We start from the raw sequence: 18,291 nt of genomic DNA on the forward strand, positions 1-18,291 counted from the left end.
GTCCAGCGCTACGAAGAAAGCTTCCTTCAACTCCTCAAACGACACGATCCCCGCAACTCCCTGAAGAACAGGGTGTTGCGGGGATCGCTAGAAACCGCCTTGTCCTCGGGGGCACCGCTGGGTTGTTACGTCAGCCCACGACGCCGTCGTCCTCGGCGGCCTTCGCCACGGCGGTGGCGACCTCCTCGGCGACGCGTGGGTCGAGCGGGCTCGGCACGATGCGGTCCGCCGACAGCTCGTCGGCTGCCGCGGACACGATCGCCTCCGCGGCGGCGAGCTTCATGTTCTCCGTGATCGCCCGCGCACCGGCGTCGAGCGCACCGCGGAACACACCGGGGAACGCCAGCACGTTGTTGATCTGGTTCGGGAAGTCGCTCCGCCCGGTGGCCACGACCGCCGCGTACTTGGCCGCGGTCTCCGGGTGCACCTCGGGGTCCGGATTGGACAGTGCGAACACGATGGGCTCGGGCGCCATGGTCGCGAGCAGGTTCTCGTCGATGGTCGCGCTCGAGAGGCCGATGAACACGTCGGCGCCGGCCATGGCGTCGGCCAGCCCTCCGCGCAGACCGGCCTTGTTCGTGGTCGCCGCCAGGTCCCGTTTGACGTCGTTCAGGTTGTCGCGGCCCTCGTGGATGATGCCGCGCGAGTCGAGCACCGTCACGTCGCCTACCCCGGCGGCCTGCAGGATCTTCGTGCACGCGACGCCTGCGGCGCCCGCGCCGGAGATCACCACCCGCTGGTCGCCGATGTCGCGCCCGGTCACCAGGTTCGCGCCGCGCAGTGCGGCGAGCATCACGATGGCCGTGCCGTGCTGGTCGTCGTGCATGACCGGGCAGTCGAGCGCGTCCTTGAGCTTCGCCTCGAGCTCGAAGCACCGCGGCGCCGAGACGTCCTCCAGGTTCACCGCGCCGAACGAGGGACGCAGGCGGACGAGCGTCTCGACGATCTCGTCGACGTCGGAGGTCTCCAGCACGAGCGGAATCGAGTCCAGCCCGGCGAAGGTCTTGAACAGAACCGACTTGCCCTCCATGACCGGCAACGACGCGCTCGCGCCGATGTCGCCGAGTCCGAGTACCGCCGATCCGTCGCTGACCACCGCCACGAGCCGGTCCGCCCACGTGTACCGCTTCGCGAGAGCAGGCTCCTGCTCGATGGCGCGGCTGACCTTCGCTACCCCGGGGGTGTAGGCGATGGACAGGTCACGGGCCTGCGTGATGGGGCGGGTGGCCGACACGGAGAGCTTGCCGCCCTCGTGTCCGCCGAAGATGTCGTCGTCGCTCACCTGAGCTTGGGACACGTCTATCTCCAGGGCTGAAAAAGGGAGGGGCCAACGGGCACGTCCCGTTGGTGCTGGGCTCCTTGCTCCCGGCGATTCGGCGCGGTAGCACCGTCTGCCGGCAAGGTGTCCGTCAAGGCCCTTGGTCAGGCGTAGCCGCGGACGCGGCGGTCGCACCAGTGTGACATCTCTTCGCGCACTCAGCGTGTCCGGTGCGGTCCGGATCACAGATTTGTCCCTGTTTTCGCAGGTCAAGCACCTAATAGCAAGACGGACGTCCGGCTTGGGTCGCAGACCGGCGCGTCGCCGGAGGAGCTGCACGCCACCGCGGAGGCCTCGTCCGCCGCCCCATATGATCCGGGCATGCACGCCCGCACGCTGGCTGTTCCCGATGCCGTCGAGTTCACCCCGCCCGTCTTCCCCGACCACCGGGGCCTGTTCACGGCGCCCTTCCAGGAGCCGGCGTTCGTCGACGCCGTCGGCCATCCGCTGACGGTGGCGCAGACCAACCACAGCGTGTCGCGGCGAGGCACCGTCCGCGGCGTGCACTTCACCGACGTCCCACCCGGTCAGGCGAAGTACGTCTACTGCCCGAAGGGCGCGCTGCTCGACGTGGTCGTGGACCTGCGCGTCGGCTCGCCCACGTTCGGCACGTGGGACTCGGTACGCCTCGACAGCGAGACCTACCGCGGCGTGTACATCCCGGAGGGTCTGGGCCACGCGTTCGTCGCGCTCGAGGACGACACGGTGATGTCGTACCTGTGCTCGACGTCGTACAACCCGCCCGCCGAACACGGTGTCGACCCGTTCGACCCCGAACTCGGCCTGCCGTGGCCCGGCGACCTCGAGTTCGTGCTGTCGGACAAGGACCGCGCGGCCCCGTCGGTGGCGCAGGCACGCGCCGACGGCCTTCTTCCCGACTACGCGGACTGCCTCGCCCACTACGAGCGACTGCGGGCGTCCTCCCGGGCGTGATCGACCGAGCACACCCTCGCCGCGGTGTCAGCCGCGGATGTCCTCGGCCAGCACCCGTTCGACGTTGCGTTCGGCCAGCGCGGTGATCGTCACGAACGGATTGACCCCGGTGCTGCCGGGAATGAGCGAACCGTCGGTGACGTACAGGTTGTCGTAGCCCTTGACCCTGCCGTACAGGTCCGTCGCCTCGCCCAGCACCGCGCCGCCGAGCGGGTGGTAGGTGAACCGGTTCTCGAACGTGCGGGTGTCACCGAACAGATCGTGCCGGTACACCGTGTTGTTGACCCCGTTGATCCGGTCGAAGTGGACCTTCGCGGAGTCGATCGACGGCCGGCCCTGCTCGGCGGTCCAGTGCAGTTTCGCGGCGTCGGTGGTCGGGTCGTACGTGAAGTGCCCGCGTTCGGGGTTCTTGGTGATCGCCAGGTAGAGGCTGGCCCAGAGCTCGAGTCCGGCCGGCATCGGGGCGATCTCGGCGAACACGGGGTTGTCCGGGTCGTCCCACGCGTCGATGCCGAGCGCGGGCATGCCGGACTGCGTGGCGCCGGTGAGGTCCCACGCGTGGTTGGCGCGTCCCACCATGACGTTGCCGTTCGGGCCCCAGCCCTGCCCGACCTGCTCGCCGAGATCGGGCAACGTGCCGGTGTCCCTGGCCCGCACCAGCAACTCGGTCGAACCGATGCTGCCCGCGCCGAGGAACAGATACCGCGCGCCCATCTCCCTACGCGCCACGGTGCCGCCGGTCTCGTCGAGTTCGCGCACGGTCAACCGGTACGTGCCGTCGGCGCCGCGCCGGATGTCGCGCACCTCCTGGAGCGTCTTGATCGTCACGTTCCCGGTGCCCAGCGCCGCGGCGAGGTAGGTCTTGTCCAGCGACCGCTTGCCGTGGTTGTTGCCGAAGATGACCTCGGCCGACAGCGCCGAGCGGGGCACCTCGCCCGCCTCCTCGCGGCGCATGTAGTCGAAGTCGTAGACGCTGGGCACGAACGTCGTGCGGTATCCGGCCTTCTCTGCGTGCTTCCTGGACAGGCGCGCGTACTGGTACGAGTCGCATTCCTCGAACCAGTCCCGGTCGACCTCGTTGACGCCGAGGTTGTGGTTAGCCCTGGGGAAGTAGGTGCCGTACATCTCGTCGGCGTCGACGGCGGGCAGGATCTCCTCGAAGTACGAACGCCGCGGAGTCACCGCCATCGCGCCGTTGACGAGCGATCCCCCGCCCACACCGCGTCCGACGTAGACGGACATGTCGCCGTAGTGCACGCGGTCGAGCACACCCGTGTACCGCTCGATGCGACGGTCGATGTCGATCCACAGGAACGACGCGAGCGGCATCTCGGTGCGGTCCTTGAGCCACATGGAGCGCCGATCGGGCGAGAGCATCGGCGAGAACACGGAACCGTCCGCGGTGGGCGTGTCCCACAGCTGCCCCATCTCGAGCATCACCGTCGGAATGCCCGCCTCGCCGAGCCGCAGCGCCGTGACCGCGGCGCCGTATCCGGTGCCGATGACCACGGCGGGCGCGAAGTCGGGAAGCCCGGAAGCACCCGCGGCACGCGCCGACGGGGCCGCGATGGTGGTCGACCCGTACGCGGCCGCCGAGCCGAGTGCGGCGTAACCGAGGAACTTCCTGCGGGACAGCTGTGTCATGGCCGGGAATGCTGACGTGGCGCCGACCACGAAACAACCACTGACGCGAGAAATATTCACATCTGCGGCCCAAGATCACCCGGTAGGCTTAATGACGCAGCGCCAACAACTGCCGCCGGGTGTCAATCCCCGGGTGCCAGCCGGATGCCAGTCCCGGGTGTCAGCCGGGTGTCAGCTCCTGGGCGTGATCCAGACGGTGATGTCGGCGGTGACCACGACGGTCCCCTCGCGGTCCCGGACCACGACCGGTACGACGACCTCGGTGCCCGACTCGGCGAGCTCGGGCAGCTCAGGCAACTCCGCCACGGCCGTCAGCGACGTCTTCGCCTTGGCCACGTAGGACACCGACATCCCTTTCGGAATCCACCGGTGGGTGGTGGGCACGGTCGCCTCGGCGAGCATGCCCATGGCGATCTCGGCGAGATTGCACGCCGCGATCGCGTGAAAGGTGCCGAGATGGTTGTGCACGCCCCACCACTTCGGTGCGGCCACCTCGCAGCGACCCGGCCGCATGTCCCGCACCGCAGGCAGCACCGTGCGGAAGTACGGCACCTTCAGGCACATCGCGGTGGAGAACAGCCCACGGCCGAGCGTCGAGCCCGACAGCTTCCGCCACATCGCATACGTCGCGTTCACGGCCGTGCTCGCCGCATCCACAGAACTCATACCGGTGACATTACCCGCCAGTAACAACTGTGGGCGGATACGGTGCACCCGTGTCCGAACACACGCTTCTCCTCATCCGGCACGGCCAGACCGAGTGGTCGGCCACGGGCAAGCACACGAGTCACACCGACGTCCCCCTGACCGGCGTCGGCGAGCGTCAGGCACACGCCGCCGGCCGCACCTACGCCGTGTTGCACCGCGGCACCGACCCCGCGCTCGTGCTCACCAGTCCCAGGGTGCGCGCCCGCCGCACCGCCGAGCTGGCGGGCATCCCCGTCGACGAACAGTCCGGCGATCTCGCCGAATGGGACTACGGCGACTACGAGGGCGTCACCACCGACGAGATCCACCGAACCGTTCCCGACTGGTCACTGTGGACCGACGGCGCGCCGGGCGGTGAGACCCCACAGCAGGTGGGCGAGCGCGCCGACCGCGTACTCGAACGGGCCCGCGCCGCGCTGTCCGACGGCGACGTCGTCCTCGTCGGCCACGGTCACTTCAGCCGCGTGCTCATCGCCCGATGGCTCGGCCTCGACGTGCCTTTCGGCGAACGGTTCCGCGTCGACCCGGCGAGCATCTCGGTGCTCGGCCACGAGCGAGGCGCACCGCAGATCCGGCACCTGAACGTTCCGCCTGCCTGACCACACCCCGGTGCGATCATGACCGCATGAGCATCCGCAGAGTCCGTCCCGACGACGTCGACGCCGTCGTCGATCTCGTCCACGCGCTCGCCGAGTACGAGAAGGCACCGGACGAGTGCCACCTGACGTCCGAGCAGCTGCACGCCGCGCTGTTCGCCGACGCGCCTGCGCTGTACGGGCACGTGGCCGAGGTGGAGGGCACGGTCGTCGGATTCGCGCTGTGGTTCCTCAACTTCTCCACCTGGCGCGGCGTGCACGGCATCTACCTCGAGGACCTGTTCGTCCTGCCGGAGCACCGCGGTTCCGGTCTCGGCAAGGCACTGCTGGCCACGCTGGCCGCCGAATGCGTCGACCGCGGGTACGCCCGCCTCGAATGGTGGGTGCTCAACTGGAACCCCGCGCGGAAGTTCTACGAGTCGCTCGACGCCGAGGCGATGGACGAGTGGACCGTCTACCGGCTCACCGACGAGCCGCTGCGCGCACTGGCGGGCGACGCACGCTGACGTCGGCGTCGACGTCGGCGTCGCGGGAGCATCCGATCGGTTCAGTCCCGTTCGCCGCGCTCACGCTCGGCCGCACGTCCGGACATGCCGCCGCGGCGCGCGGCCTCCTCCTCGGTCTCGTCCGGACGCTGGCCGAGTGCCCAGGCACGCGAATCCCTGCGGAACAGCAGCACGATCACCACGACGCCCGCGATCATGATCGGCACGCCGTAGCCTGCCTGGTCGGACGGCCCCGCGGCGTACCAGCCGACGCCGATCAGGATCAGCGCAACGACCAGCGAGGGCGAACGCGCCCACGTCTTGCCGAGCAGCAGTCCCGCCGCGCAGGCCAGCACGCCGGCGCCCAGCACGACGTAGTAGCTCACCTCCGCGAGCAGGTCACGGCTGGTTCCGGTGAAGGCGAGCACCAGGGCGATCACGATGAGCCCGAGCCCGGGCAGCGCCGTCAGCAACCCCGCGTAGCGGACTTCGCGGGGCGCGGGAGAGATCTTGTCGGCGAGCGCCACGGGCGGGCCTTCCCCTCGGACGTGACCGTGCGTGAACGCTTCCGATGGTATGCCACCCGGACGGCCGTTTTCCGCCGCCCGGCGTTGGGGCAAGGATTCAGGTGTCGTCGATGAGCCGGTGGTCGTCCGGGGTGCACTCGTCACGGCGGAAGTGATGCGTTCGCCGAGCGAGCGGGAGGCAACAACGAGAAGAGCGGGCTGACGGTTCACCTAGTCTGGACGAGTGCGCGCAGTACTCGTCGTGAATCCGCAGGCCACCGCCACCTCACAGGGCGGGCGTGACGTTCTCGCGCACGCCCTGGCGAGCCAGGTCAAGCTCGAGGTGGTCGAGACCGAGCATCGCGGCCACGCGATGACCGTCGCGCGGGCGGCCGCGCGTGGCGAGCTCGGTGACGTCGGTCTCGTCGTGGCCCACGGCGGGGACGGCACCGTCAACGAGGTCGTCAACGGCCTCATGGACGGCCGCCCCGTGGACGACAGCGCCACCGGCGGGTCCGGCGGCGGCTCCACGGAGAGCGCAGGCCGGCCCTCCGCCGACGGCGCGCTGCGTCCGGTCGGTGCGCAGGCGGCCGATCGGGCCGTGCCGATGCTCGGCGTCGTCCCCGGCGGATCGGCGAACGTGTTCGCGCGCGCACTCGGACTCCCCCGCGACCCCGTCGAGGCGACCCATCGCCTGCTGCACGCGGTCGAGACGGGTGCACGCAGGCGCGTCGGACTCGGCAACGCCGACGGCCGGTGGTTCACGTTCAACGCGGGCCTCGGATGGGACGCCGACGTCGTGGCCGGCGTCGATGCCAAACGTGGCAAACGCACCAGCCCCTCCCTCTACGCCAGAACGGCCGTGTCCGCCTATCTGCGGCCTCCGCGCGGCAGGCCCGCGCTCAGCGTCGAGATCCCCGGCGACGAAGCCGTGGACACCCGCACGGTGTTCGTGTCCAACACCGATCCGTGGAGCTATCTCGGTCCGCGCCCGGTGCACCTCAACACCGAGTGCTCGTTCGACACCGGACTCGGCCTGTTCGCCCTGCGCCGGATGGGACTGGCGACCGTGCTGCGCCACCTGAACCAGGCACTCCACCGCGGCAAGCACCGCGGGAAGAACCTCGTGCGCAGGGACGATCTGTCATTCGTCTGCGTGAGTTCCGAAAAGCCCGTACACTTTCAGGTCGACGGAGACCTGGTCGGAAGACGCACCAGGGTGGAGTTCCGGAGCGTCCCGCAGGCGCTCACCGTCGCGGTATGACTGATCGCGGGCGGTGAACAGCAGCAGCTGATCACCTCCGGCAAACCCGGTGTTGCCGCTCATCGACGCAGAGGCTCCACTCGCCGCAAAGTTCGATCGACGGATGGCGTTGCCGAGAGGTAAAGCCGCAGGTCAGATCGGCGTTTCGGGCAGGTGACCTGACTCACCGATCCGTCGAAAACACTTGTCGAAGCCGGGGACTCGTGAAAGCATTCACAAGCACCCCAAAAAACGACCGCCAAGACGACGTTGGCGCGGTACCCCCGCGTCTTTCGAAGGAGCTCAACGATGGACTGGCGCCACCGCGCAGCCTGCCGGGACGAGGACCCGGAACTGTTCTTCCCCGTGGGAACGAGCGGCCCCGCTCTGTCCCAGGTCACCGCAGCCAAGGCCGTGTGCCACCGCTGCACCGTCGCCGCCGACTGCCTCGCTTGGGCCCTGGCCAGCGGCCAGGACGCCGGCGTGTGGGGCGGCATGGACGAGGACGAGCGCCGTGCGCTCAAGCGTCGCCGCGCGCAGATCGGCCAGCACAGCAACGCCTGAGCCGTTCACAGCAGGCAACACAACCTGCCTTTTGCCCGGAAACGGCGTGAATCCATAACTGGGGCCGAGGCAAAAGGTTTGAGGGCCGGCATCCCGATTCGGGTGCCGGCCCTCAAGCGTGTCCGGGGAGATTCGCGTCCGGAGATTCGTGTCCGGAGCCGTTTTCGTGGTGTGTCCGAACCCCGATACCGTTGAATCGACGCGGCCGCCGTCAGCCGCGTCGATTCAACGGAACGCGCAACGTCGCTTCGGTGCCGCCACTTCGGCCTCCGCGCAACGACAACGAACCGCGCAGCTCCGATTCCACGAGCGTCCGTGCGATCTGCAGACCCAGACCGTCGGCGCGTTCCAACGAGAATCCTGCGGGCAGTCCGCGTCCGTCGTCGCGGATGAGAATGTCGAGCCGCCCTGCGGAACGTTCCACCGCGATTTCCACGTCACCGGACTTGCCGGGCGCGAACGCGTGCTCGACGGCGTTCTGCACCAGCTCGGCGACGACCATCACCAACGGCGTGGCGATCTCGGCCGCCACGATGCCGAACGAACCGCTGCGGGACAGCTTCACCTGCGCCTCGGCCGTGGCGACCTCGCCGACCATCGGCAGCACGTTGTCGAACAGCTTGTCCAGGTCGACCCGCTCGTCGACCGACATCGACAACGCCTCGTGCACCATCGCGATCGACGACACCCGCCGCACCGACTCGCTCAGCGCCTGCCGCGCCTCCCCACTGGGCGTGCGCCGCGACTGCAGGCGCAGCAGGGCCGCCACCGTCTGCAGGTTGTTCTTCACGCGGTGGTGGATCTCGCGGATCGTCGCGTCCTTCGACATCAACGCCCGGTCGCGACGCTTGACCTCGGTCACGTCCCTGGCCAGCACCAGCGCCCCGGCGGGCCGCCCCGCCGGTCGCAGCGGAAGCGCGCGGAACAGCGCCACGGCGCCCCGACGCGACTCCGCCTCGGCCCGGCTGCTCGGCTTGCCCGCGATCGCGTCGAGGATCCGATGGGAGATCTCGGTCGCGTCGAACGGATCCCGGATCAGCGAGCGGGTCAACGGCGCCAGTCTGGCTCCGACGAGTTCCGACTCGTAGCCCATGCGGTGGTAGACCGACTGGCCGTTCGGACTGGCGAACACGACCGTGCCGTGCTGGTCGACCCGGATCAGACCGTCGCCGACGCGCGGGCTCGTGTGCACGTCGGTGCCGCCGTCCGGGCTCGGATACGTGCCGTCGGCGATCATCTGGCACAGGTCGGCCGCACTGCCCAGGTAGGCGATCTCGAGGGGGCTGGGCACGCGCGGCGAGGCGAGGTTCGAATCGCGGCTCAGCACCGCGATCGCCCGGTCGCCGAACCGCACCGGGATCGCCTCCCTGCGCATCGGCAGGTCGTTGTACCAGTGCGGTTCCTCCTCGCGGCACAGCCGCAGCTCACGGGCGGCACGCGCCAGCTGCGGGTGTTCCTCCGAGGTGAACCGCGTCCCCACCACGTCCTCGGGGTGCGCCGTCGGCCCCGTCGTCGGCCGGACCTGCGCCACACAGACGAAGTCACCCTCGCCTCCTGCCACCGGCACCCACATGAGGAAGTCGGCGAACGACAGGTCGGCCAGCAACTGCCATTCGGCCACCACCAGTTGCAGGTGGTCGACGGCCTCTCCGGGAAGCCCGGTGTTGTCGGCGAGCAGCTCCGCAAGTGTGGACATCGGTTATCGACCACCGCACCTCGTCAGGAATCGACGCGGATCCGGTCGTGATCCGCTCCGCAATACTCCCACGTGCCGAGCCGATACCGGGCCACCGTCGGCGGTCGGGCGCATGCGACACTTGGGTCAGCAAGTCATGGAGGAATGATCATGTCGAAGCGTGCACGTAAGCGCCGCGATCGCAAGAAGAACAAGGCGAATCACGGCAAGAAGCCCAACACCTGAGAACCCGGCCGCCGCGGGCGGCCCCTCAGGCGTTACGGCAAGACCCCGGCACTTCCGAGGAAGTCGCCGGGGTCTTCTCATGCCGGGATCAGGTGAACGTCACCACCGCCCGCGTCACGTGCCGTCGGAGCGCCCGCGGACCTGTTCGATGGTCAGCTCGGTCTCGCTGAACCGCACGCCACCGCGTTCCTCGACGGTCTTGCGGATCGAGGCGCGCAGTCGTTCCTTGAGGTCGACCGGTGCCTGGTCGCCACCGCACTTGCGGTGCAGCAGCTGCTTGATCTGGTCGTCGATGCCGTACTCCTCGAGGCACGGCGGGCAGTCCTCGATGTGCTTGCGCAGCTCGGCGTCGCGCTCCTGGCTGCACTCGCGGTCCAGGAGCAGGTAGATCTCGGCGAGCGCCTCGTCGCAGCACACGTCGCGTCCCTGACGCTCGTGTTCCGGCTTGTGCTCAGGCTGTTCCAGGGTGCTCATCGGCCCGCCACCTCCCGCGTCGCGGAGCGGATGAAACCACGTTCCGTGGCGACATCGGCAAGCAGGCTCCGCAGTTGGCTCCGGCCACGGTGCAGACGCGACATCACGGTGCCGATCGGCGTGTCCATGATCTCGGCAATCTCCTTGTAGGCGAAGCCCTCGACGTCGGCCAGGTAGACCGCGAGGCGGAAGTCCTCCGGCAACTGCTGCAGGGCGGCCTTCACGTCGGTGTCGGGCAGCTTGTCCATCGCCTCGACCTCGGCCGACCGCAGGCCGCTCGAGGTGTGGCTCTCCGCCTGGGCGATCTGCCAGTCGGTGATCTCCTCGGTGGGCTGCTGCACCGGCTGCCGCTGCCGCTTGCGGTAGCCGTTGATGAACGTGTTGGTCAGGATCCGGTACAGCCAGGCCTTGAGGTTGGTGCCCTTCTTGAACGACGAGAACGCCGAGTACGCCTTGAGGTAGGTCTCCTGCACGAGGTCCTCGGCGTCCGCGGGGTTCCGCGTCATGCGCAACGCGGCCGAGTACAGCTGGTCGATGAGCGGCATGGCGTCCCGTTCGAAGCGGGCGATGCGCTCCTGCTCGACCTCGGGCTGCTCCTCCACGGCTGTCTCGCCGGTGGGGGCGGTGTCCTCGGCTGTCTCGGCGGTTGCGGGCTGTGCAGAGTTCTGCGTGCTCGGCAAACCGTTCCCTTCCAGATCGGTGGCCAGGTGTGCGACACGCGTGAGGTCGTCACGCGTGGCGGTGTCACGCCGGTCGTCGTTACGCCGGTCTCGGCTACCCGCCACCGACGGCACGTATGTCTCCTCCGAGGGTACGCCTCGAGCGCCCTCGGGTCTGGTCAGAATCGTCGGCACACCACCTGCAACGACGACCCCTGATCGGGTATTCCCGCCCTTCGCCCGCCGCCGGTCACGCCCCGTTAGCCTGCAGCGCATGGCAGGCAAGGGCACTCCGGCGACGGCGCTGCTGACCAAGCACAAGATCGCGCACACGCTTCGCACCTACGAGCACGATCCGCGGCACGAGTCGTACGGCCTCGAAGCGGCCGAGGCCCTCGACGTCGCGCCGGAGCGCGTGTTCAAGACGTTGGTCGCGGCGGTCGACGGCAAGCTCACCGTCGGCGTCGTGCCGGTCACGGGCCAACTCGATCTCAAGGCGCTGGCCTCCGCGGTCGGCGGCAAGAAGGCCAAACTCGCCGACCCCGCCGAGGCCCAGCGCGCGACCGGATACGTCGTGGGCGGCATCTCGCCGCTCGGTCACCGGTCGCGGTTGCCACTCGTCGTCGACGTCTCCGCGGAGGCGTTCCCGGCCGTGCTCGTCTCCGGTGGGCGTCGTGGTCTGGAGATCGAACTCGCCCCCGCCGACCTCGTGGACCTGACCTCGGCGACTGTGGCGCCCATCGCATCCTGATCCACCCGCGCGGGGGAGGACGCGAGACGCGCGGGTCAGGACGTCAGCGGACGGATCACCCTGCCGAGCCATTCGCCCGCCGCGCGGGCGACGCCGTCGAGGTCGGCCTTCAGGCCGTGGTCGCCTGCCACCGTGACGATCTCCCGGTGCGGTCCCGGTTCGGGCCTGCCGAACGGGTCCCGCTCCCCCTGCACGACCAGCGTCGGCACCGGCACGCCGTCGAGTTCGGGCTGCCGCGACTTCTCCGGCTTACCGGGTGGGTGCTCGGGGAAGGCCAGGCACAACACGGCATCGGCCTGCCCCTCGTCCGCGGTCCGGCACGCCACCCGCGCGCCCGACGACCTGCCTCCGAAGACCAGCGGCAGGCCCTCGAACCAGCGGCCGGACAGCTCCTCGACCACGGCCAGCCACGCCGCGTCCAGCTGTTTCGCAGGCGCGGGGGCCTTCCGCCCCGCGACCCGGTAGGGCTGCTCGACGAGCGCCACGTGCACGCCCGCCGCCCGCGCCGCCCCGGCCACCGCGACGAGATCGGGGGCGTCGATCCCACCGCCCGCGCCGTGCCCGAGCAGCAGCCCGGCCACGCCCTCGTCGGCACAGTGCAGCTCCGCGCGAGCGGGGCCGTGCGGAGTCTCGATCTCGGCGGTGGTCATCGCGCGTCCGGGACGTCGAACAGCGCGCCCTCGCTCGCCGGGGCGTCGAGATTCGGGGTGTCGAGGTTCGGGGCCTGCGGTTCGACGCGTTCGAGCAGCTGCGGCCCGTTGTTGCGCACGTTGTTCACCAGCGGCGACACGGGACGCAGTTCGAGCGCGTCGAGCACGTCCAACCCGGGCGGCTCCAGCAGCGACGTTGCGTCGGTGCGGTCCGGGTCGAGCCAGTCCTGCCACTTCTCGCGGGTCATCAGCAGCGGCATCCGGTCGTGCACCTCGGTCAGCTGGCCGCGTGCCTCGGTCGTGATGATCGAGCAGGTGACCAGTGGCGGGGCGTCGGGATCGCCCTTCGGGTCGCGCCAGGTCTCCCAGATGCCCGCGAACGCCAACGACGAGCCGTCCCCGCTGGTCATGAAGAACGGCTCCTTCGGCGCCTTCTTCTTCGAGCCGCCCCCGGGAACGGGCCCGACCTTCCACTCGTACCAGCCGTCGGCGGGCACGAGGCAGCGCCGACGGGCGAGTGCCTTGCGGAAGGCGGGCTTCTCGGCGGCCGTCTCCGCACGCGTGTTGATCATGCGGTTGCCGATGGCTGCGTCCTTGGCCCAGAACGGGACGAGTCCCCAGCGCATCACGCGCAGGGCGCGTTCGGCCGGCGCGTCCTCGTCCACCTGGCCCTCCGCGTCGCGCGGATGGCGTTCGACGACGGTCACCACGTTCTTGGTGGGCGCCACGTTGTAGTTCTCCGTCGGCGCACCGCCCTGCGTGCCGTCGGCCGCCTCGAACTCCTCCATCAGCGCCGCCGGGTTCTTCGTCGCGGCGTAACGCCCGCACATGGCGTCTCCCTGCTGCTCGTCGGCGTGGTCGCCTCCGCCCCAGCCTGGCACGGGCGTGCGGCCGGAGGCGAACGCGATGAGGGATCATTACCCGCAGGGCAGGCCCGCGGCAACACACACCGCCGCGGGAACCCGCACGTGACGACGGTAATGCGACAGTGACGAGAGGTGGACGTCCGTGGCCCGCGGCGACTGGCGCAAACTCGACGAGAGTGACGTCCGCGTGCGCCCGGGCAAGAGCACCAGGCCGCGCAGCAAGCGCAGGCCGAGCCACGCCGACGCCGTGCCCGCCATGGTGACCTCGGTGGACCGCGGCCGTTGGCGGTGCGCGGTGGAGGCCGACCCGGACCGGGCCGTGACCGCGATGCGCGCCCGCGAGCTGGGCCGGACCCCGATCGTCGTCGGCGACCGCGTGCACCTGGTCGGCGACGTCAGCGGCAAGCCGGACACGCTCGCCCGGATCGTGCGGGTCGAGGAGCGCGCGAGCGTGCTGCGCCGCACCGCCGACGACACCGATCCCTACGAACGGGTCGTCGTGGCCAACGCCGACCAGCTGCTCATCGTCACCGCGCTCGCCGACCCGCCACCGCGCACCGGATTCATCGACCGCTGTCTGGTCGCCTGCTACACCGGCGGGCTCGACCCGGTGCTGTGCCTGACCAAGGCCGACCTCGCCGACCCCGGCGACCTGCTGGCCGAGTACGCCGACCTGGAGGTCCCCGCCGTCGTCACGCGGCACGACGCACCGCTCGACGACCTGTTGGGCCGCCTGGCCGGCCGCGTGTCCGCGCTCGTCGGACACTCCGGCGTCGGCAAGTCGACACTGGTCAACCGGCTCGTCCCGGACGCCGAGCTGGCGACGGGCGAGGTCAGCGCGGTCGGCAAGGGCAGGCACACGTCGGTCAGTGCCGTCGCACTGCCCCTGCCCGGCAACGACGGCTGGGTGGTCGACACGCCGGGCGTGCGTTCGTTCGGCCTCGCGCACGTGACCGCCGACGACATCGTGGGCGCGTTCGCCGGTTTCGCCGAGGCCGCCGAGGAGTGCCCACCCGGCTGCGGCCACCTCGGCCCACCCGAGGATCCCGACTGCGTGCTCGACGACGTGCCCTCGGCCGCCACCCGCCTGGCCTCCCTGCGCCGGCTGCTGGCCTCGCGGGCGGGCCTGGCCGACTGACCTCGCCGACGGCGCCGCTGCCCTGCCGAGTTCACCTGCCCGTGGCCCCGGATCGCGTGCGCGACGGAACCGCCCACCGATCCCCGGCGTCTACCATGACGACACGATTCGCCGCGCGTTCACGGGCGGACGACACCGACAAGGGGATCTCATGCGAAAGACTGCTCTCGCCGCCGGCGCGGCGGCGTTGCTCCTGCTCGCCGGCTGCAGCGGCGACGACACCGCGAGCAATGGCGGCGGTGGCGGCAACGGCGACGGGGGTTCCGGTGTCGTCGGCAACCTGTTCGGCGACGCGAACTCGCTGGCCGACGCCGCCTCGCAGAACACGTCCGAGAAGAAGTCCGCCAAGTTCACGATGACGATGAACATGATGGGCCTGCAGGCGACCGCCGAGGGTGAGGGCCTCTACGACGGCGCCGACTCCAAGCAGTCGATGACGATGGACATGATGGGACAGAAGATCGATTCCATCGTGGTCGGCGACACCATGTACATGAAGATGCCGCAGGGCATGGGTGGCAGCGCCGACAAGCCCTGGATGAAACAAAGTCTCACCGCGGGCGACCAGAGCTCCCAGATGATGGAGTACAACGACCCGAGCAAGATGATGGAGTTCATCCAGAAGGCAGGCGAGATCACCGACAGCGAGGAAACGACCGTCGAGGGTCAGCAGGCCACGCACTACAAGGTTGCGCTCGACTTCGAGAAGATGGCCGGCGAACTCGGCGGAATGGCCGGCGGCGCCAATGCGCAGGAAATGGCGAAGAAGGTCGGCGACCTCCCCATGGAGGTCTGGTTGAACGACGAACAGCTGCCCATCAAGATCACGATGGACCTGAGCGAAGTCATGAAGCAGGCCGCGGCCGAGGCCGGCGGAAACGCCTCCGGCATGTCCGGCGACGCCAAGATCGAGATGACCTACAGCGACTGGGGCACCCCGGTGAACATCGAGGAGCCGCCCGCCGACCAGGTCGGCGAGATGCCGACCGGCGCCATGCCGAACTGATCCACGACCCCATTCACGCGGCGAAAGGTCCGGATTCCGGCGAACGGATTCCGGGCCTTTCCCGTGTTTCCTCCACCGTTTCCGTCCCGCCGTCGAGGAAACGCCGATCCCCTGTCGAGTCGCCACGCGGAACCGCTACGGTGTGCCCTACATCGAATGCACGGACGGACGGCGTCGTACCGTCCGCGCAGGAAAACTACTTGGGGATTTCATGCGAAAGACATCGTTGGTCGCCGGTGCGGCCGCACTTCTGCTCGTCCTGTCCGGCTGCGGAGGCAACGACAGCGCCGACGGCGGCAACGGCAACGGGGGCAACGGTTCCGGCGATGCCGGCGCCGTCGGTCAGCTCTTCTCGGACGCCGGTCAGCTCGCCGACACGGCCTCCCAGAACACGTCGGACAAGAAGAGCGCGAAGTTCGACATGGTCATGAAGATGGGCCAGCAGCAGATCACCTACGACGGTGAGGGCGAGTTCACCGCCGAGCCGAAGGTCAAGATGACCATGGACATGGGTGGCCAGAAGGTCGAGACGATCATGATCGGCCAGACCATGTACATGCAGATGGGCCAGGGCGGCCAGTACATGAAGATGGACGTCGGCGAGCTCACCGGTCAGCAGGGCGGTGCCCAGGCTGCCGAGATGAACGACCCGACGAAGCTCCTCGAGTTCGCGAAGAAGGCCGGTGAGATCACCGACAGCGAGGAGACGACCGTCGAGGGCCAGCAGGCCACGCACTACACCATCGACCTCGACTTCGCGAAGATGGCCGACGAGATGGGCGCGCTGACCGGAGCCGCCGGTGAGCAGCTCAAGGGCGTGGACGCGAACGTGCCGATGGAGGTCTGGCTGAACAGCGAGGACCTGCCCATCAAGATGACCATGGACATGAGCGAGCTCATGAAGCAGGCCATGGAGCAGGCAGGCGGCGGTGCGAACCAGATGGCCGCAGGCGGCATGACCATGGAGATGAACTACCGCGACTGGGGCACCCCGGTGAACATCGAGGAGCCGCCCGCGGACCAGGTGCAGGACGCCCCGGCGGGCCTGCCCAACTGACGCTTCCGCGACCTGTGCCCCCGAGACCACCTCGTCTCGGGGGCACAGTCGTCTCCGGGGGCCGTCGTATCGGGGCCGTGTTCTCGGGGCCGTGGCCTCGGGGCGGTGATCTCGGGGCAGTCGTCTCTCGGACGGCTATCCCATGTGCGGGTACTCGATGGTGGTCGGCGCGTCGAACGTCTCCTTGATCGCGCGGGGGCTCGTCCAGCGCAGCAGGTTGAACATCGACCCGGCCTTGTCGTTGGTGCCCGAGCCGCGGGAGCCGCCGAACGGCTGCTGGCCGACGATCGACCCCGTCGGCTTGTCGTTGACGTAGAAGTTGCCGGCCGCGTGGCGCAGTGCGCGGTGGGCCGCTGCGACGGCGGCCCGGTCGTCGGCGAACACCGCGCCGGTGAGCCCGTACCCCGCGGTCGTGTCGCACAGCTCGAGCACGCGGTCGTAGTCGGCGTCGTCGTAGACGTACACGGCGACGATCGGGCCGAAGTACTCGGTCGACATCACCTCGTGCCGCGGATCGGTCGTGACGAGCACGGTCGGGTCGACGAAGTAGCCGACCGAATCGTCGCAGCCACCGCCGACGAGCACCTCCAGCTCGGGGTCGGACTCGACGGTCGACAGCAGCGCCCTGTGCTTGGCGAAGGCCCGCGCGTCGATCACCGCGCCGCCGAAGTTCGACAGGTCGGTGACGTCGCCGAAGGTGACGCTGCGGGTGAGGTCGGCGATCCGCTCGCGCAGCCCGCCTTCCCACAGCGACCGCGGCAGGTAGGCCCGCGAGGCCGCGGAACACTTCTGCCCCTGGTACTCGAACGCGCCCCGCACGAGCGCGGCGGCGACCTTGTCGGCGTTCGCGCTCGCGTGCGCCACGACGAAGTCCTTGCCGCCGGTCTCGCCCACGATGCGCGGGTAGCAGCCGTAGGTGTCGAGGTTCGCGGCGATCGTCGTCCACAGCTTCTTGAACGTGGCCGTCGAGCCGGTGAAGTGCAGCCCCGCGAACCCCGGGTCGGTCAGGGCCACCTCGCTGACGGCCTGCCCGTCCCCGGTGACCAGGTTGATCACGCCGGGCGGCAGTCCGGCCTCGGTGAACACCCGCATCGTGTGGTGGGCGGCCAGCTGCTGGGTCGGCGTCGGCTTCCACACCACGGTGTTGCCCATCAGCGCGGGTGCGCTGGGCAGATTGCCCGCGATGGCGGTGAAGTTGAACGGCGTGATCGCCGTGACGAAACCGTCGAGGGGGCGATAGTCCATCCGGTTCCACACGCCGGGAACGGAGTTCGGCTGCTCGGCGAGGATCCGCCTGGCGTAGTGGACGTTGAACCGCAGGAAGTCGATCAGCTCGCACGCGGCGTCGATCTCGGCCTGCTGCACCGACTTCGACTGGCCGAGCATCGTCGCGGCGTTGATGGTGTCGCGGTAGGGACCGGCCAGCAGGTCGGCCGCGCGCAGGAACACCGCGGCGCGCTCGTCGAACGGCAGCTCGCTCCACTCCCGCGCGGCGTCGCGGGCGGCGGCGACGGCGTCGGCGACGTCCTGGTGGGTGGCCTGGGCGCTGACGCCGAGCACGTGGGCGTGGTCGTGCGGCTGCACCACGTCGAACCGCTCGCCTGCGGCCATGCGCTGCTGTCCGCCGATGGTCTGCGTGAGTTCGGCCTTCTCCCCCTCGAGCTCGGCCAGCCTGCGCTGCAGACTCGCGCGCTCGGCGGTGCCAGGTGCGTAGGTGTGCACCGGCTCGTTGGCCGGCACCGGTACGGATGTGACGGCGTCGATGCTCGTCA

At 69.5% G+C, this 18,291-nt stretch carries 20 protein-coding genes; 10 read left to right on the forward strand and 10 right to left on the reverse strand.

Going from position 1 to position 18,291, the window contains the following annotated elements; genetic code table 11:
- Positions 1-130: 130 nt before the first annotated feature.
- Positions 131-1,297 carry an NAD(P)-dependent malic enzyme gene (locus tag IF64_RS0122895; protein WP_030534242.1) on the reverse strand — a complete coding sequence of 389 codons (1,167 nt, stop codon included), beginning with the start codon at positions 1,295-1,297 and terminating at the stop codon, positions 131-133.
- Between the two features lie 342 nt (positions 1,298-1,639).
- Here IF64_RS0122895 and IF64_RS0122900 point away from each other — a divergent pair, with 342 nt between their 5' ends.
- Positions 1,640-2,251 carry a dTDP-4-dehydrorhamnose 3,5-epimerase family protein gene (locus IF64_RS0122900; RefSeq protein WP_030534243.1) on the forward strand — a complete coding sequence of 204 codons (612 nt, stop codon included), beginning with the start codon at positions 1,640-1,642 and terminating at the stop codon, positions 2,249-2,251.
- 27 nt (positions 2,252-2,278) lie between these two features.
- Here IF64_RS0122900 and IF64_RS0122905 read toward each other — a convergent pair whose 3' ends face one another.
- A complete protein-coding gene (locus IF64_RS0122905) occupies positions 2,279-3,895 on the reverse strand; it encodes a GMC oxidoreductase (RefSeq protein WP_030534244.1) in 1,617 nt (538 codons plus the stop codon).
- Positions 3,896-4,066: 171 nt separating this feature from the next.
- Positions 4,067-4,561, reverse strand: a complete 495-nt coding sequence (locus IF64_RS0122910; protein WP_051758100.1) for a hotdog fold domain-containing protein — start codon at positions 4,559-4,561, stop codon at positions 4,067-4,069.
- 50 nt (positions 4,562-4,611) lie between these two features.
- On the opposite strand from IF64_RS0122910, the gene IF64_RS0122915 reads away from it, so the two are divergent.
- On the forward strand, positions 4,612-5,202 hold the full coding sequence (locus IF64_RS0122915; protein WP_030534246.1) for an acid phosphatase: 591 nt from the start codon (positions 4,612-4,614) through the stop codon (positions 5,200-5,202).
- A gap of 26 nt (positions 5,203-5,228) precedes the next feature.
- A complete protein-coding gene (locus IF64_RS0122920; protein ID WP_030534247.1) occupies positions 5,229-5,705 on the forward strand; it encodes a GNAT family N-acetyltransferase in 477 nt (158 codons plus the stop codon).
- A gap of 41 nt (positions 5,706-5,746) precedes the next feature.
- On the opposite strand, the gene IF64_RS0122925 is transcribed toward IF64_RS0122920, so the two are convergent.
- Complete coding sequence (locus IF64_RS0122925; RefSeq protein WP_030534248.1) at positions 5,747-6,211, reverse strand: hypothetical protein; 465 nt, start codon at positions 6,209-6,211, stop codon at positions 5,747-5,749.
- A gap of 223 nt (positions 6,212-6,434) precedes the next feature.
- Between IF64_RS0122925 and IF64_RS0122930 the strand changes: the two genes are divergently transcribed.
- Together IF64_RS0122930 and IF64_RS0122935 are read left to right on the forward strand one after the other, a co-directional pair.
- Positions 6,435-7,454, forward strand: a complete 1,020-nt coding sequence (locus IF64_RS0122930; RefSeq protein WP_030534249.1) for a diacylglycerol/lipid kinase family protein — start codon at positions 6,435-6,437, stop codon at positions 7,452-7,454.
- A gap of 288 nt (positions 7,455-7,742) precedes the next feature.
- Positions 7,743-7,997 carry a WhiB family transcriptional regulator gene (locus tag IF64_RS0122935; RefSeq protein WP_030534250.1) on the forward strand — a complete coding sequence of 85 codons (255 nt, stop codon included), beginning with the start codon at positions 7,743-7,745 and terminating at the stop codon, positions 7,995-7,997.
- A 211-nt stretch (positions 7,998-8,208) separates the two neighbouring features.
- On the opposite strand, the gene IF64_RS0122940 is transcribed toward IF64_RS0122935, so the two are convergent.
- Positions 8,209-9,693 carry a sensor histidine kinase gene (locus IF64_RS0122940; RefSeq protein WP_030534251.1) on the reverse strand — a complete coding sequence of 495 codons (1,485 nt, stop codon included), beginning with the start codon at positions 9,691-9,693 and terminating at the stop codon, positions 8,209-8,211.
- A gap of 150 nt (positions 9,694-9,843) precedes the next feature.
- Between IF64_RS0122940 and IF64_RS28285 the strand changes: the two genes are divergently transcribed.
- Positions 9,844-9,918, forward strand: a complete 75-nt coding sequence (locus IF64_RS28285; RefSeq protein ID WP_369299110.1) for a 50S ribosomal protein bL37 — start codon at positions 9,844-9,846, stop codon at positions 9,916-9,918.
- Positions 9,919-10,032: 114 nt separating this feature from the next.
- Here the strand turns inward: IF64_RS28285 and rsrA are convergent, their stop codons facing one another.
- Complete coding sequence (gene rsrA, locus IF64_RS0122950) at positions 10,033-10,392, reverse strand: mycothiol system anti-sigma-R factor (RefSeq protein WP_048807329.1); 360 nt, start codon at positions 10,390-10,392, stop codon at positions 10,033-10,035.
- Positions 10,389-11,072, reverse strand: a complete 684-nt coding sequence (locus IF64_RS0122955) for a sigma-70 family RNA polymerase sigma factor (protein ID WP_425468480.1) — start codon at positions 11,070-11,072, stop codon at positions 10,389-10,391. The genes rsrA and IF64_RS0122955 overlap by 4 nt, the downstream gene beginning before the upstream one ends.
- Positions 11,073-11,325: 253 nt before the next feature.
- Here IF64_RS0122955 and ybaK point away from each other — a divergent pair, with 253 nt between their 5' ends.
- Positions 11,326-11,802 (forward strand): Cys-tRNA(Pro) deacylase, encoded by a 477-nt coding sequence (gene ybaK / locus IF64_RS0122960; RefSeq protein ID WP_030534254.1) that lies wholly within the window; start codon positions 11,326-11,328, stop codon positions 11,800-11,802.
- A 35-nt stretch (positions 11,803-11,837) separates the two neighbouring features.
- On the opposite strand, the gene IF64_RS0122965 is transcribed toward ybaK, so the two are convergent.
- Positions 11,838-12,452 (reverse strand): alpha/beta hydrolase family protein, encoded by a 615-nt coding sequence (locus tag IF64_RS0122965; RefSeq protein WP_030534255.1) that lies wholly within the window; start codon positions 12,450-12,452, stop codon positions 11,838-11,840.
- Complete coding sequence (locus IF64_RS0122970) at positions 12,449-13,282, reverse strand: SOS response-associated peptidase (protein ID WP_030534256.1); 834 nt, start codon at positions 13,280-13,282, stop codon at positions 12,449-12,451. Before IF64_RS0122970 ends, IF64_RS0122965 begins: the two co-directional genes overlap by 4 nt.
- Positions 13,283-13,460: 178 nt before the next feature.
- Between IF64_RS0122970 and rsgA the strand changes: the two genes are divergently transcribed.
- The 3 genes from rsgA to IF64_RS0122985 all read left to right on the forward strand — a co-directional run bounded on the left by rsgA (position 13,461) and on the right by IF64_RS0122985 (position 16,519).
- The gene (rsgA, locus tag IF64_RS0122975) at positions 13,461-14,456 is read left to right on the forward strand and encodes a ribosome small subunit-dependent GTPase A (RefSeq protein ID WP_030534257.1); all 996 of its coding nucleotides are present in this window, start codon (positions 13,461-13,463) and stop codon (positions 14,454-14,456) included.
- Positions 14,457-14,607: 151 nt separating this feature from the next.
- A complete protein-coding gene (locus tag IF64_RS0122980; RefSeq protein ID WP_030534258.1) occupies positions 14,608-15,462 on the forward strand; it encodes an SCO4651 family lipoprotein in 855 nt (284 codons plus the stop codon).
- A 211-nt stretch (positions 15,463-15,673) separates the two neighbouring features.
- A complete protein-coding gene (locus IF64_RS0122985) occupies positions 15,674-16,519 on the forward strand; it encodes an SCO4651 family lipoprotein (RefSeq protein ID WP_030534259.1) in 846 nt (281 codons plus the stop codon).
- A 135-nt stretch (positions 16,520-16,654) separates the two neighbouring features.
- Here the strand turns inward: IF64_RS0122985 and pruA are convergent, their stop codons facing one another.
- Positions 16,655-18,283, reverse strand: a complete 1,629-nt coding sequence (gene pruA / locus IF64_RS0122990) for an L-glutamate gamma-semialdehyde dehydrogenase (protein WP_030534260.1) — start codon at positions 18,281-18,283, stop codon at positions 16,655-16,657.
- Positions 18,284-18,291: the final 8 nt, after the last annotated feature.

This window comes from Prauserella rugosa, assembly GCF_000719975.1.
In the GTDB taxonomy this organism is placed as follows: domain Bacteria; phylum Actinomycetota; class Actinomycetes; order Mycobacteriales; family Pseudonocardiaceae; genus Prauserella; species Prauserella rugosa.